This window comes from uncultured Allobosea sp. (genome assembly GCF_945957345.1).
Lineage (GTDB): Bacteria > Pseudomonadota > Alphaproteobacteria > Rhizobiales > Beijerinckiaceae > Allobosea.
Map to the genome: position 1 here is coordinate 13,387 of NZ_CAMFKW010000057.1, position 14,073 is coordinate 27,459.

Here is a 14,073-nt window from a genome sequence, read left to right on the forward strand (position 1 = left end):
CGCCGGACGCCGATGATCTACGCGATGCCCGGAAGCCTGCGCAGCGCCGCCTCCAGCGAAGCGAGATTGTAGGGCTTGCGCAGCGTCGTCGCCTCGGCGACGCCGAGGATCGCAAGATCGTCGTAGCCTGTCGCGAAGAGGAAGGGCACGCCGAGCTCGCGCAGGCGGTTGCCTATCGGCTCCGAGGTTTCGGAGCCGAGATTGACGTCGAGGATCGCGAGATCCGGCGCCGTCCGGCCCAGGAACGACAGGGCCTCGGACACATTCGCGCAGACTTCGACCTGGCTTGCGCCCAGGGTCGCCAGCATGTCCTCGCAATCCATCGCGATGATGAACTGGTCCTCGACCAGCAGCACGCGCCTGCCTTCCAATGGCCGGCCGGGCTTGCCCTTGACCGGCACGGGGGCCTCTTCGGGAGACGCGGCATCCTCCGTCCAGCGAACGAATTTGGCGGGGATGCGGAGCTTGGCCGTGATGCCCTCGGGCTCGAAGGCCAGATCGCTCCGGCCGCCAAGATCGTAGGGAATGCTGCGATCGATCAGGATGCTGCCGAACCCCGGCCGCGACGGGGGCCTGACCGATGGGCCGCCCCGCTCCTGCCAGACTATTTCGCAATCGCCGGCGGCATTCGCGGACCAGTCGACAATGAGTTCGCCGGTCTTGACGGATAGCGCTCCGTACTTGGCGGCGTTGGTGATCAATTCGTGAATCACCAGGGCGACAACCGAGAAGGCACGGGCATCGAGCGAGACGGCGGGGCCGCGAACCGCGATCGTGCCGCCGCTCGTCCGATAGGGCGAGGCTTCCGCGTTGACGAGATCGAGCAGCAGACCGCCGCCGCTCGCCCGCATCGCCTGGTCATGGGCGATCGCGAGCGCCTCGATCCGCCCTTTCAGCGAGGTGACATAGGCCTCGATCGTAGCGCCTTCCGCGAGCGGATGAGCAACGATCGACTTGATCAGGGCGAGGATGTTCTTGACCCGGTGATTGAGCTCCTGATTGAGCATCTTCTGGCGGATTTCGGCCTTGTTTCGCTCGTCGGCCAAGAGTTCGCTCTGGCGCAGGACGACCTCGATCAGGGTCCGGCGCGCGGATTCGGCGAGTTCGCGCTCGACCGGCGTCCAGATCTTGGAATGGCCGGCCACGGTCTCCTTCCAGACGGCGAAACTCTGCCGCGGCGTGAGGCGGTCGCCATGGGGACCGGTCGTGTAGGTCTTGTTGGGGTCGCCGCCCCATTCGATCGTGTGGACCAGTTCCTTCCGAAAGAAGAAGAGGTAGTCGCGCGGAATCTGGGATAGCGGGATGGCCAGCATGCCGGCGAATGCATCGGCGTAAATGCGCGCCGACGGCAGCGCCTCGGCCAGCGCCGTCGTCGCCCAGATCCGCCCTTCGCAGACCGAGCCAGCGAAAGCGGCCAGTTCTTCAGCGAACTCGGCCGGCGGCGCGCTACCTTCCGACCGCCACTCGCCATTCACCCAGACGCCGACGCCGTCACTTTCGACGAGGTTGCGGAACTCGGCGAGGTGCTGGCCGAGGAAGCTCGAGGCGTCGGTGACATGCGCGGCAGACGACAGCAGGCCGTTGAGAAAATCCCGCGCCTTCTCCGCTGCGAGCAGCATCTGCTTCTGTGTCAGGGCACCAAGTTGGAGCGCGAAGAACTCGCCGAAGATCTCCGCTGCGATCCGGCGATTCATCGGGAGCGAGCGCGGGCTGTAATGGTGGCAGGCGATCAGCCCCCAGAGCGCGCCGTCGACGATGATCGAGACCGACATCGAGGCCGAGACCCCCATGTTGCGCAGGTACTCGCAATGGATTGGCGAAACGCTACGCAGATGCGCATAGGACAGGTCGAGCGGCTCGCCCGCTGCATCGAGCACGGGGGTGATCGGGAAGCGCTCCCCGCTCGAATCCGAAACCACGCGGATCGGATTGAGGAGATAGAGCTGTCGTGCTTGCTGCGGGATGTCGCTGGCCGGGAAATGCTGCCCCATGAAGCTTTCGAGGTCGGGGCGTTTGGCCTCGCTCACCACTTTGCCGGAACCGTCGGGCGCGAACTGGTAGATCATCACCCGGTCGTACTGGAGCACGGCCCGGAGCAGGCGCGCCGCGTTCTTGATCAGCTGGCCCGGCGTCGTCACGTCCGAGAGGCGGCCTACCAGCGTCCGGGCGAATTCGAGCGGTGAGCTAGGCCCGGCCGGGACACTCTCCTCGAACTCGATGATGGCGTTGCCCTTGAAGGCATGGATCGAGATGTCGAAATCGCGATCCAGCGCCGGCAGGCGATAGCGGGGCATCAAGCCCGCACGGGAGGGCACGCCAGAACGTGCGAGCGCATTGCGCATCTCATGCACGACCGGCCCGCCGAGAACCTCTTCGAGCCGGCGACCGACGAGCTCGAACTCCCCCAGACCAAGGAAGGCGCTGGCATTGCTGGAATGGCGCCGGATCGTCACCGCCTCGGCATCGCACACGATCAAGCAGCCATGGGACTGGACGCTGCCGGGGATATGGATCGGCTCGCGATCGCAGTTCGTCAGATCAACCGTCGTCATGCAGGAGAGAGTTCTTCCGAAGTGAAGGCCTGGATGGCATGCAGGAAGACCGCCCTGGCCGCCCGGGCCGCGGCTTCCCACGCCAGCCGGTCGAGCCCGTCCAGCGCGACCAGGATCGCGCGCCAGCTTTCAAGCGAGCCAGCTTGCGCCGAGAGGTAGCGCGCTCCGCATTCAGACCCGAAACCCAGAGCGTCCACTCCCTTCACCAGCACGCGAGCCCCCAGGGCAGAGCCTTCGAGAACATAGGCAGCCCCCAGGTACGAAGCCATGTCATTTGACAGATGGAATGGCTCGGCCGCGGGCAATGGGAGCGCCAGGTCGGCGAGGTCGGTCTCCAACTCCGGCAGAAGTTGGCGTGGCTGCCAAGAGGCAATGCGGGCGGCATCGGCGTTCAGCAACGCGGCCTCGACCGGGGCGCGATGACGGAACGTGCCCTGCAGGAAGCGGACGTATTCGGCGCGGTTCGAAAAAACGCCGACGATGGCGTCCAGCTCGCGATGAAGCTCGTTCGTCTCGTCGCGAAGGAAACTTCTGATCTCAATCATTCCGTCGGCATCCAGAATCTTTCCGCATCAGCATCGCTATAACCCGATATCGACGGAATAGTCGCTGTTTTCATTGCAGATTGTCCTCCCGCTGTGACCCGCCCAGCATTCTGGCCCAACGGATTGGCTTGAACTCGATCCAACATCGGAATAAGAACATATAGGGAACAAAAGGAAGGGTGATGGCACAGCTCTCGGTCATGGAGAAGCTCGAAATCCTCAGCGACGCTGCGAAATACGACGCCTCCTGCGCGTCGAGCAGCACCACGAAGCGAGATTCGCGTGACGGAAAAGGTCTGGGCTCCACGACGGGCGCCGGCATCTGCCATTCCTATGCGCCCGACGGCCGCTGCATCTCGCTGCTCAAGATCCTGCTCACGAATTTCTGCAGTTTCGACTGCGTCTTCTGCATCAATCGCTCGTCGAGCAATGTCCGCCGCGCCCGCTTCTCGGTCGAGGAGGTCGTTGCGCTGACCCTGAATTTCTACCGTCGCAACTATATCGAAGGCCTTTTTCTGTCCTCGGGAATCATCCGCTCGGCGGACTACACGATGGCGGAGCTTGTACGCGTCGCCGAAACGCTGCGTCGGCAGCACGGGTTCCGCGGCTATATCCATCTCAAGCTGATCCCCGGCGCGAGCCGCGACCTGATCGAGCGCGCCGGGCTTTTCGCGGACCGGGTGTCGATCAATGTAGAATTGCCGAGCGAGGCGGCGCTCGCGCGCTTCGCTCCCGAGAAGCAGGCGGGCGAGATCAAGAGCGCAATGGGTGGCCTCAAGCTGAAGATCGAGGCAGCGCGCGAGGAACGGGAGAAGAGCGCGAAGGCCCCGGCCTTCTCGCCGGCGGGGCAGAGCACGCAGATGATCGTCGGTGCCGATGGCGCGAGCGATTCCGCGATCCTGAAGCGTAGCGCCTGGCTCTATGGCAGCTTCGGCCTGAAGCGGGTCTATTACTCGGCGTTCAGCCCGATCCCCGATGCCTCGCGCCAGTTGCCGCTTCAGCCGCCGCCGCTGATGCGCGAGCACCGGCTTTATCAGGCCGACTGGCTGACGCGTTTCTATGGATTCGAGACAGAGGAAATCCTCGGGACTGGCGAGATGCTCGATCTCGATATCGACCCCAAGCTCGCCTGGGCGCTGCGCGAGCGCGGGCGTTTTCCCGTCGACGTGAACCGGGCCGATCGCGAGACCCTGTTGCGGGTGCCGGGTCTGGGCACCCGCAGCGTCGATCGCATCCTGGCCTCGCGGCGGTTCCGGCGGCTCAGGCTGGAAGATATCGGTCGATTGACGCGCTCGGTCGCGACGATCCGGCATTTCATTCTGGCGGAAGGTTGGCGGCCGGGCCACGGACTCGACGCCCGCAACCTGCGGGCCCGGCTCAAGCCGCAACCGCGACAATTGACGCTGTTCCCATGATTGCGGCCCGGCTCAACGGGCCTGCCGATTTTGCCGGCTGGCGCCGCGAGGCCCGCCGGCTGGCGCTTGCCCGCGTCCAGCCCGAGAACGTCGCCTGGCTGACGGGGGAGGACGATGCCGGATTGTTCGCGACGGATAGCACCGCCCCGGCCGAGGGCGAAGGCCCCGCCCTGACCGTGTCCCGTCGTTTCATCGATCTTGCCGAAAATGTCGTCTGTCATCGGGATGCCGGGCGTTTCGTCCTGCTGCATCGCCTGCTGCTGCGCTTGCAGGACGAGCCGCGCCTGCTCGACAATGCGGCTGATTTCGACATCGCACGCGCCGAGGCGATGGCCCGCTCGGTCCGCCGCGACCTGCACAAGATGACCGCCTTCGTTCGCTTCCGGGCGGTGTCGGGCGCGGACGAGAACGGCCCTTTCATCGCCTGGTTCGAGCCGGAGCATTTCATCCTCGAACGCGCCGCGATCTTCTTCACGGGGCGCTTCGCCGGGATGATCTGGTCGATCATGACGCCGCAGGGTTCGCTGCACTGGGACGGCGCGACGCTCCAGCTCGGCCCCGCCGCCAGCAAGGCCGACGCGCCGGACACCGATGCCATGGAAGCCTATTGGCTCACCTACTACGCCAACATCTTCAATCCGGCCCGCCTGAAGCCGAAGGCGATGAAAAGTGAGATGCCAGTGAAATACTGGCGGAACCTACCCGAGGCCGAATTGATTGTGCCTCTGATCGCAAGCGCCGCCCGGCGAGCAGAGGATATGGTGATGCGCGCCCCGACGCAGCCACCCGAACGACATGTCAGGCAGCTTCGGCATCGGCCCGAGGCGTCTGCCGACGATCCCGCGATCACGTCCTGGCAGGATGCGGCCGCCGCGGCGCAACGCTGCCGCCGCTGCGAGCTTCATTGCCACGCCACGCAAACGGTATTCGGAGAAGGCCCGCTGGATGCCCCTATTCTGTTCGTCGGCGAGCAGCCCGGAGACCAGGAAGACCTTGCCGGCCGGCCGTTCGTTGGGCCGGCAGGGCAGGTCTTCGATCGGGCGATGAAAGAGGCCGGTCTCGATCGTGCGCGCGCCTATGTCACCAATGCGGTGAAGCACTTCAAATTTCAACTCCGCGGTAAGCGGCGTATCCACGAAAAGCCCAATGTCGGAGAGATCAAGGCCTGTCGCTTCTGGCTCGATCTCGAACTGCAGTTCGTGAAGCCCCGGCTTGTCGTGGCCCTTGGCGCCAGCGCCCTGCGATCGCTGACGGGGCATGCCGGCGCGTTGGCCAGTGCGCGCGATCGTGAGCTGGCGCTTGAAGATGGCACGCCACTGGTGGCCACCGTCCATCCCTCGTTCCTGCTTCGCCTGCCGGACGAGGAGGCGCGCGCTCGCGAATACGCCCGCTTCGTCGCGGACCTCGCCCGCGTGCAGCAGCGGACGTTCCGGCACTAAGCCTTTTTTGGTGAGCCGCTTTGCCTTGGCTTGCCGATACCGTACGACCGACCAACCACTCTGCGTTTTCAGGAAAACGGCCTTGCCCGCCAGCGACGTCAATATCGCCTCGATCCTCTCCGAGATGTTCGACCAAGCGCCGACTTTCATGGCGCTTTTGCAAGGCCCAGAGCATCGCTTCCAGCTGGCGAATCCGAGCTATCTGAAGCTGGTGGATGGCCGCAACGTCATTGGAAAGACCGTCGCTGAAGCGCTTCCCGAAGCGGATGCGCAAGGCTTTGTCCGGATTCTCGATGAAGTCTACCAGTCCGGCAAAGCCTATACGGCGTGGGGCGCGCGGTTTGCCATACAGGGGCAGTCCGAAGGTCCAATCTCCGAGCGATTCCTTGATTTCGTCTACCAACCGCTCATCGATCCGCAGGGCAGAGTGACCGGCATCTTCGTGCAGGGAAGCGATACCACCGAGCGGAGCCTGGCCGAACGGCGACTGTCCGAGAGCACCGCTCTCTACAAAGGATTGTTCGACGCGATCGACGAAGGCTTCTGCATTATCGAGTTCTTCGACGGGCCGCACGGCGCAGACAGCGATTACATCCATATCGAGGCCAATGCCGCCTACGCCCGGCATGCCGGAATCCCGAATGTCGTTGGCCAGAAGCTTCGCGAGATGGTCGGAGCCGAGGCCGATTCATGGGTGGAGCGCTATGGTGCCGTGCTCCGTACGGGTATGCCCATCCGCTTCCAACAGGAGCTCGTCGCCACCGGCCGCTTCCTGGAACTGGCTGCCATCCGCATCGAGCCCGCGAGCAAGCGGCAGGTCGCGGTCCTGTTCCAGGATATTACGGCACGCCGCCAGGCCGAGCTCGCCTTGGCCAAGCTGAATGAGACACTCGAGCAGATCGTGGCGGAACGCACTCAAAAGCTGCTCGCCGCGGAAGAGGCTTTGCGCCACAGCCAGAAGATGGAGGCCATCGGTCAGCTGACTGGTGGCGTCGCGCATGACTTCAACAACCTATTGCAGGTGATCTCGGGCAATTTGCAGCTCCTGGCCAAGGATGTCGCTGGAGACGAGAAGGCCGAGCGCCGCATCGCCAATGCCATGACCGGCGTCGCCCGCGGCTCGAAGCTCGCTTCGCAACTGCTCGCTTTCGGCCGGCGACAACCGCTGGAGCCGAAGGTCGTCAATCTCGGCCGCCTGGTTCGTGGCATGGACGACATGCTAAGCCGCACGCTCGGTGAGGGCATCGAGATCGAGACGGTCGTGGGCGGCGGGCTCTGGAACTCCCAGATCGACCCGACACAAGTCGAGAATGCGCTGCTCAATCTGGCTATCAATGCGCGCGATGCCATGAACGGATCGGGCAAGCTGACGATCGACTTGGCCAATGCCCATCTCGACGACAGCTATGCTGCCAGACATAGCGATGTCGCGGCGGGGCAATATGTCATGCTTGCGGTCAGCGATACGGGCTCCGGCATGTCGCCCGAGGTGCTGGCAAAGGCCTTCGATCCGTTTTTCTCGACAAAGCCGGAGGGAAAAGGCACCGGACTTGGCCTGTCCATGGTCTACGGTTTCGTCAAGCAGTCAGGCGGTCACGTCAAGATCTACTCGGAGCTCGACCACGGAACCACGGTGAGGCTTTATCTGCCCCGCTCCTTCCAGAAGGAGGCCGTCGAGACGGCCGTCGACAACAGCCCGATCGCGGGTGGGACCGAAACGATCCTGGTCGTCGAGGACGACGAGCAAGTCCGCGGCACGGTGATCGAGCTTCTGACCGATCTCGGCTATCGCGTTCTGCGGGCGAGCGATGCGACAAGCGCACTTCACGTCATCGAAAGTGGAGTCGCCATCGACCTGTTGTTCACCGACGTGGTGATGCCCGGGCAATTGAAGAGTCCCGAGCTTGCTCGCATCGCACGCGAGCGCTTGCCGCACCTCGCCGTGCTCTTCACCTCGGGCTACACCGAAAACTCGATCGTTCACGGGGGCCGCCTGGATGCGGGCGTCGAACTCCTGTCCAAGCCCTATACGCGGGAGGCCCTGGCGCGAAAGCTCCGGCTGGTGCTTGCGACGCAGAAGACTCGCTCCCCTCGGAAGGCGGAACAGATACCGGCAGAGGCTAAGGGCTCCGAACCGGCCACACCCCAGCCAGCTACCATCCTCATTGTCGAGGATGATGCCCTGATCCGCATGAACACCTGCGATATCCTCGAAGATGCGGGATTCTCCATCGTAGAAGCAGGCAGCGCCGAGGAGGCATTATCGATCCTGCAGGATCTGCCGATCGATGTGCTTGTCACCGATGTGAAGCTGCCAGGCGCTTCGGGCGTCGAACTCGTGCGGCAGGCGAGAGAGCGGAACGGCTCGCTTTGCGTGGTGTTCGCGACGGGTGACACTTCGGAGATCGACGTCACCCGCGAGGTGCTGGTCTCCAAGCCCTACAGCCCGTCAGCCATCATCAGTGCGATCACGAGAGCACGGAACTCGTAGCTCCGTAAGATAATCTGCCCGGCGATCGGAACATTCTTGCAAACGCCTCGGCCATAGTCGGGAGGCGACAACTCCGCTTGCCAGTCTTTCAAGCCAACAGGAGCGCCTTTGAGAGGCTGCGGCGGGTCGGGAGCCTGCGCTCTAGGAACCTATCCGCGATGCCAGCCGTTTCGCCCTCACACTCGCTCGCCAGCAGGAGGGGCTCATGGACAGCATCATTTATCTCGTCGGTCTCGTAGTGGTCATCATGGCCATCTTGTCGTTCCTCGGTCTTCGATAGGAGTTTGCCATGTCCATGTCTGGAACGGACGTCGTCGTCGCCCCGGTCACCGTTAGCAAGGAGAACCGCTCCTATGTGCAATGGGGCCCGATCATCGGCGGCGCGGTGATCGCGACCGCCATCTCCACCATCATGACTGTCTTCGGCTCGGCCATCGGCCTGTCGATGGTCTCCGCCGATTTCGAGAAGAGTTCCAGCGCCACCGCCCTGGCGATCGCAGGTGCTCTCTGGGCACTTTGGGTCATGGCCTCGGCGACCATGGCCGGAGGTTACCTCGCAGGGCGCATGCGCCAGCCGAGCTTCGACGCCAATGGCGAGGAGCGCAAGGTGCGGGACGCGACCCATGGCCTCCTTGTGTGGGCGACGGGCGCGCTGCTGATCACCATCGTCGCGACGTCGTCGCTGTTCGGCGCGGCCAAGACCGCGGCCAGCGGTGTCGCCAGCGCGAGCTCGGGTATGGCTTCGCTGGTTTCGCAGAATGTCGATCCGCTCGCTATGGCGCTCGACAATGTCATGCGCGCAAATGGTCAGCAGCCGCCGACCGCACAGGAGCGTGACGAAGCCTCCCGGATTTTCGTCAACGCGCTCAAGAACGGCAAGGTCGAGCAGGGCGACCGGGACTATCTCGCATCGCGGCTCGCCGCGCGGTCCGGCATCAGCGAGCAGGATGCGCAGAAGCGCATCGACGACGCTTATGCCCGGCTCTCGCAGGCCAAAGAAACCGCCAAGCAAGCGGCGGAACGTGCGCGCAAGATTGCGGTCCTGACCGCCTTCCTGACCGCTGCCGCCTTGCTGGTGGGGGCGGCTGCAGCTGCTTGGGCAGCAACCCTCGGTGGCGAGCATCGCGACGAGAACCTGCGGGTCGATCCTACACTTTGATCCATCGCGCCCGCGCAAGCCCGGTTCCGTCTGGAGCCGGGCATTTTTTTATCAGCCGAAACGATCGGAGCACGGCCGCGTTGCTCCAGCAGCACTTTCAGAAAGGGCATGCGATGATCGACCGAAACGGCAGCACTAACGGCCCCACGGAGCCGAACCAGCGGCCGCCCGAAAAGCGCGAAGACACTGCTGACGATGCGATGAAGGGACCTAAGGTCATCTCCGAGGGCAATCAGAAGCAACGAGCGAAGGACCAGGACACCCCTCCCGCAGGTCCACATGCGAAGGAGTCGCAAACGAACTAAGGAGGCGGCGCCGGTTTCTGGCCCGCTTCCATCGACCCAGCCGGTTCGCCATATCGAGCCCGGCATCGTCTGATCTTCGTCCACCCTCCCTCCGTGAAGGCGCATTGAAAGGTGCCGCTGGGAAAAGCTGAAGACCTGACGCGCCAAGCGCAATTCCAGACGACGAAAGAGCCGGACGGCGCGATCGTGGTGGTCTCTTAGGCCCGCCCCACGGTCGAAGCCGCCGGGTGCGTGCTTGATTTATCCGTTCACGACCGTGCCGCCATTCGGGTGGAGTACCTGGCCGGACATGTAGCTGGAATCGTCGCACGCCAAGAACAGAAAGCTCGGCGCGACCTCGTTGGGCTGGCCGGGTCGCTTCATCGGCGTACCTTCGCCGAAATGCCGCAGCTTCTCCTTGCTGGCTCCACCCATAGGATTGAGCGGCGTCCAGATCGGTCCGGGCGCGACCGCATTGACGCGGATGCCTTTGCCAATCAAGTTTTGGGAAAGCGCACGGGTGAATGAAGCGATCGCTCCTTTGGTCGAGCTATAATCGAGCAGCTCCTGGGAGCCATGGTAGCTCGTCACAGAGGTACAATTGATAATAGCTGCCCCGCTATTAAGCGGCATTAGGTAGCAAAAACCACTGAAATTCATATAATTGATTGATATGAAAGGGTTTTAGTCGAATCGAACGATCGAGACGTCGACAAGCACCTTCAGCTTGTCGAAGGGCTCGAATTCGATGAGCTCTGATATCTTGCTATTACGGCCGCGAACCGTTCTGAGAATCCATCCGGCTCACAAGAGTAATGTCCGACAAAATTATCCGGAGCATGGCTGCACGCTCTTATGGTTTGAGCTTCATCCCTTGCGCGGTTGTACTCCACTCCCCTCCCAACAAGAGATTTAATGCTGTATCTTGGCAAATCAGCGTCTGAATAAGCGCTTCCGTTGAATATCCACCAAAATCCCAGCAGACGACCATTCACGGACATTCGAGGAGCTACGCCAAAGAACCCGCCGGGTTGCCCAAGATACCAAATCAGGTCGGATATCCGGTCGAAATATACAATCGCGCGTTCGACGCGCCGAATAATGCATGGCAATTCATTTTTGGGCCTCCTGTTTTTGTTTCGTGCCGCAAAATGGGGGTCGCTGTTCAGCCTGTTCTCGTACGCAATCGCGGCAGCATCGTCTCTCACGAGAGTCTCCAATTGGCAGGAAGCCAAGAGACAATGGTTTGGTTCCCCCAAGTGTTGGTCAAGGCCGGTTAACCTCAATCATTTCGACCGATCGACTCCGGCGCCGCCTCCTGGCATAGGCGCCGACATGACCCGGTACATATGACAGCCCGACCGATTACGGCCGCCGCCATGGCGGCCATCGCTGCTGCCGCACCGGAATCCGAACATGCCCTTCTCGATGATCAACGCCATGGTGTCCGCGGTCCCTGCCTTCGCCGGGGGCTGGGAAATACCGCTCTCCCTCGCCTCGAGGGGAGCGCTGAGCCATGGAGAGACCCGGCCAGCACTTCCTGCTTTCGCCCAAGGTCCGCGACCTGACGATCACCGAGCTCTCCCAGATCCAGGAGAGGACGGCCTACAGGTGGTTCCGGCAGGCCCGCTGGCCTGAGACGGGCGGCGAGGCCTGCTGCCCGCATTGCGGCAACCTGCGCTGCTACGAGATGACCAGGAGCCGCTTCAAGTGCTCCGCCAAGGAATGCGGCTCCGTCTTCACGGTGACGTCCGGGACGGCCTTCGCCTGGCGCAAGCTGCCGTTCAAGAAGATGCTCTTCGCGATCTGGTTCGTCGCCAACTCCGTCAAGGGCAAGGCCGCCCTTCATCTCTCCCGGGAGCTCGGCGTCCAGTACAAGACGGCCTGGGTGCTCCTGATGAAGCTGCGGGAGACCGTGGCCTCACGCCGCGACGAGATGGTGCTCGACGGGGAAGTCGAGATCGACGGCAAGTACGCCGGCGGTCATGTCCGCCCCAAGAACAAGGCCGAGGATCGCGTTGATCGGCGACTGAAAGAGAACCGCAACCCTGACCGCCTCTGCGTCCTGGCGATCCGACAGCGCGGCATGTTCGGGCGGACCTTCACCCGGGTCGTCCGCGAGGAGGATGGCGATGCCGCCTGGGCCGCCGTCCGGGATCACGTTTCCCGGAACGCGAAGGTCTTCGCCGACGAGCACGGCAGCTACAACGACGTCGTCGGCCTGAACCGCATGGGACGGGTCAACCATTCCGAGGCGTATTCCTCGGCGGATGGCACGAACACCAACACGATCGAGAGCTTCTTCAGCCGAATCCAGCGGGCCTATGTCGGCATCCACCACCGCTTCTCGACGCGATATCTCGACTGGTACGCGGCCGACATCGCCTGGCGCGAGGACATGCGACGAATGAGCAATGGCGGGCTGACGCGTTCCCTGCTGGGGCAGGCGCTGAAGCGGCCGACGTCGCGATACCTGTGCGGCTACTGGCAGGGCAACAAGCCGCCCGAGCTGGTCTGGGAAGAGAGGGCCGCGGCGTGATCGCTGCCTTTAGGTCTCACGAACGCCGTGTTTGACAAGCTGGTTAGGATCGTCTTGTCCTATGCCATGCCTGACGCCATTCTCGGGATGGCTGCGGAGGCCAAAATGCGTGTAATCGGAAAGCGACGAGTACCTGAAATTGGCATGAGAGGCCCCACCGAGGCCGAGATCGAAGCCAGCGTCGACAACTCGCGCCGCGCACCACGGGTTATTCGCAAGGGCGTGTATCGCTATCGCTCGCATGAGGAGGCGAACGCCGATATGGAGCGATGGACCGTCGATGGCATGGTGGAAAGATCTCTGGAATTGGCTCGCGGGCCACGCTGACCCAGGTGCAGCCGCCCCTCGGACCGAAGATTCCGATGTCGAGATGGTTCGCCCGGCCGATTGGAAGGACGTATTCCACCTCCTCGGGCTGCTGGAAAAGCATCGTGCCGAATACGTCCTGGTCGGCGGGTACGCGCTGAGCTTCAATGGCCTCGTCCGTCAGACTGGCGACGTCGATATCCTTGTCGTCAACAGCCCCGAAAACAATCGGCGCTGGATTGCCGCACTCTCCGAGCTTCCCGATGGCGCGGCCGCGGAGTTGATGCAGGATGCCGACGATCCGTTCTCCGTAGCGGGTACCGATGTTTACGATGACGAACCAGGGGTCATCAGGGTGGCGGACGAATTCATCGTCGACGTCATGCCCAAGGCATGCGGCCTCACCTTCGAGGATCTCCGGCCCAACGTGAGGCGGGTGCGTCATGCGGGCCTCGACATCAACGTTCTTGATCTCGAAGGCCTTCGAATGACGAAGCAAGGAAGCCGGGACAAGGACAAGCAGGACCTTCGGCATATCGAGGCTGCTCTATTGGCGCTTCGCGGCCGAGTCTCCGAACACGTTCAGACGATGAGTCGCCGACCCGTCATCAAGACCGCTCCAGCGGAGGATGGCAGCATCGCTTTCCATGCTGCCGCGCCCGAAGAGACGGAACGTAAGACGCTTGCCGAGGCTGTGCTGGCTAGGGCCGTGGCAGATGGAGCGGACGTCGATGTTGATGTCGATACGCTCGAGTTGTACGCCGAGCCGGGTACTCTCGAAGCCCTCCTGGGTCGAGAAGAACCCATTCGCGATCTTCGGGGCGAGCTGATCTCTCTGGGCGTGGATTTGCCACGGTTGGGTAGATAGGAGCCTTCTCGTAGGTCTAGGTCTAGGCCTAGGCCGCGATCTCCCAGAGGTGCTTTCGGCCGTCGACTGTTCCCACCCGGCGGACGCGGTTGCGCTTCGAGAGGATGTTCAGCGCGGCCGAAACGTGTGTCACGAACAACGACATGGCCGGGCCGTTCCCGGGAAGGCCGTGACGCTCAGCAACCGCGCTGGCGCAATCCGCCGTCGAAATGGGACGGCCGGCATCGCGCAACGCCGCGAGGGATGCCTCACTCTTGTTGATCCGGGCAAATTCCGGCGGGAGCTGCTGGGATACCTTGGGTCGCCGCGGCTTTGTGGGCGCTGATCCCTGCGATGCGTAGGCGGGATCATAGATCGCGATCACCTGGTCGATCGCAGCGACCTGCCCGTTGATCGTCTGAATCCTGGCCGTCAATTCCTCGTGTCAACGGCGGTCGGATTCCAGGCCATCGTGGCGGAGTAAAAGCAGGCCACT

The 14,073-nt window shown here is 63.0% G+C and carries 10 protein-coding genes and 1 pseudogene; 7 read left to right on the forward strand and 4 right to left on the reverse strand.

Annotated features, from left to right (window positions below; translation table 11 throughout):
* Nucleotides 1–17: 17 nt before the first annotated feature.
* A complete protein-coding gene (locus Q0Q36_RS21605; protein ID WP_293801335.1) occupies nt 18–2,552 on the reverse strand; it encodes an HWE histidine kinase domain-containing protein in 2,535 nt (844 codons plus the stop codon).
* Nucleotides 2,549–3,097 carry a biliverdin-producing heme oxygenase gene (locus tag Q0Q36_RS21610; protein WP_293801337.1) on the reverse strand — a complete coding sequence of 183 codons (549 nt, stop codon included), beginning with the start codon at nt 3,095–3,097 and terminating at the stop codon, nt 2,549–2,551. Before Q0Q36_RS21610 ends, Q0Q36_RS21605 begins: the two co-directional genes overlap by 4 nt.
* Before the next feature lie 182 nt (nt 3,098–3,279).
* Here Q0Q36_RS21610 and Q0Q36_RS21615 point away from each other — a divergent pair, with 182 nt between their 5' ends.
* The 4 genes from Q0Q36_RS21615 to Q0Q36_RS21630 all read left to right on the forward strand — a co-directional run bounded on the left by Q0Q36_RS21615 (nt 3,280) and on the right by Q0Q36_RS21630 (nt 9,601).
* A complete protein-coding gene (locus tag Q0Q36_RS21615) occupies nt 3,280–4,512 on the forward strand; it encodes a putative DNA modification/repair radical SAM protein (RefSeq protein ID WP_293801339.1) in 1,233 nt (410 codons plus the stop codon).
* Nucleotides 4,509–5,951 (forward strand): UdgX family uracil-DNA binding protein, encoded by a 1,443-nt coding sequence (locus Q0Q36_RS21620; RefSeq protein WP_293801341.1) that lies wholly within the window; start codon nt 4,509–4,511, stop codon nt 5,949–5,951. Before Q0Q36_RS21615 ends, Q0Q36_RS21620 begins: the two co-directional genes overlap by 4 nt.
* An 82-nt stretch (nt 5,952–6,033) precedes the next feature.
* Complete coding sequence (locus Q0Q36_RS21625; RefSeq protein ID WP_293801343.1) at nt 6,034–8,442, forward strand: response regulator; 2,409 nt, start codon at nt 6,034–6,036, stop codon at nt 8,440–8,442.
* A gap of 289 nt (nt 8,443–8,731) precedes the next feature.
* Nucleotides 8,732–9,601 (forward strand): hypothetical protein, encoded by an 870-nt coding sequence (locus Q0Q36_RS21630; RefSeq protein WP_293801345.1) that lies wholly within the window; start codon nt 8,732–8,734, stop codon nt 9,599–9,601.
* Between the two features lie 545 nt (nt 9,602–10,146).
* On the opposite strand, the pseudogene Q0Q36_RS21635 reads toward Q0Q36_RS21630, so the two are convergent.
* A pseudogene (locus Q0Q36_RS21635) lies at nt 10,147–10,512 on the reverse strand (SDR family oxidoreductase); the annotation flags it as partial.
* Between the two features lie 889 nt (nt 10,513–11,401).
* On the opposite strand from Q0Q36_RS21635, the gene Q0Q36_RS21640 reads away from it, so the two are divergent.
* The 3 genes from Q0Q36_RS21640 to Q0Q36_RS21650 are packed head-to-tail and all read left to right on the forward strand — an operon-like array spanning nt 11,402 to nt 13,598.
* Complete coding sequence (locus Q0Q36_RS21640) at nt 11,402–12,424, forward strand: IS1595 family transposase (RefSeq protein ID WP_293801347.1); 1,023 nt, start codon at nt 11,402–11,404, stop codon at nt 12,422–12,424.
* 54 nt (nt 12,425–12,478) lie between these two features.
* Nucleotides 12,479–12,751, forward strand: a complete 273-nt coding sequence (locus Q0Q36_RS21645) for a hypothetical protein (RefSeq protein ID WP_293801348.1) — start codon at nt 12,479–12,481, stop codon at nt 12,749–12,751.
* 43 nt (nt 12,752–12,794) lie between these two features.
* Nucleotides 12,795–13,598 (forward strand): hypothetical protein, encoded by an 804-nt coding sequence (locus Q0Q36_RS21650; protein WP_293801350.1) that lies wholly within the window; start codon nt 12,795–12,797, stop codon nt 13,596–13,598.
* Nucleotides 13,599–13,626: 28 nt separating this feature from the next.
* On the opposite strand, the gene Q0Q36_RS21655 is transcribed toward Q0Q36_RS21650, so the two are convergent.
* Complete coding sequence (locus Q0Q36_RS21655; RefSeq protein WP_293801352.1) at nt 13,627–14,013, reverse strand: hypothetical protein; 387 nt, start codon at nt 14,011–14,013, stop codon at nt 13,627–13,629.
* Between the last annotated feature and the right edge of the window lie 60 nt (nt 14,014–14,073).

Coding starts and splice junctions, on each gene's coding strand:
- Q0Q36_RS21650 (WP_293801350.1), top strand. CDS start 12,795: ATGGTTCGCCCGGCCGATTGGAAGGACGTATTCCACCTCCTCGGGCTG.
- Q0Q36_RS21620 (WP_293801341.1), top strand. CDS start 4,509: ATGATTGCGGCCCGGCTCAACGGGCCTGCCGATTTTGCCGGCTGGCGC.
- Q0Q36_RS21615 (WP_293801339.1), top strand. CDS start 3,280: ATGGCACAGCTCTCGGTCATGGAGAAGCTCGAAATCCTCAGCGACGCT.
- Q0Q36_RS21605 (WP_293801335.1), bottom strand. CDS start 2,552: ATGACGACGGTTGATCTGACGAACTGCGATCGCGAGCCGATCCATATC.
- Q0Q36_RS21610 (WP_293801337.1), bottom strand. CDS start 3,097: ATGATTGAGATCAGAAGTTTCCTTCGCGACGAGACGAACGAGCTTCAT.
- Q0Q36_RS21630 (WP_293801345.1), top strand. CDS start 8,732: ATGTCCATGTCTGGAACGGACGTCGTCGTCGCCCCGGTCACCGTTAGC.
- Q0Q36_RS21640 (WP_293801347.1), top strand. CDS start 11,402: ATGGAGAGACCCGGCCAGCACTTCCTGCTTTCGCCCAAGGTCCGCGAC.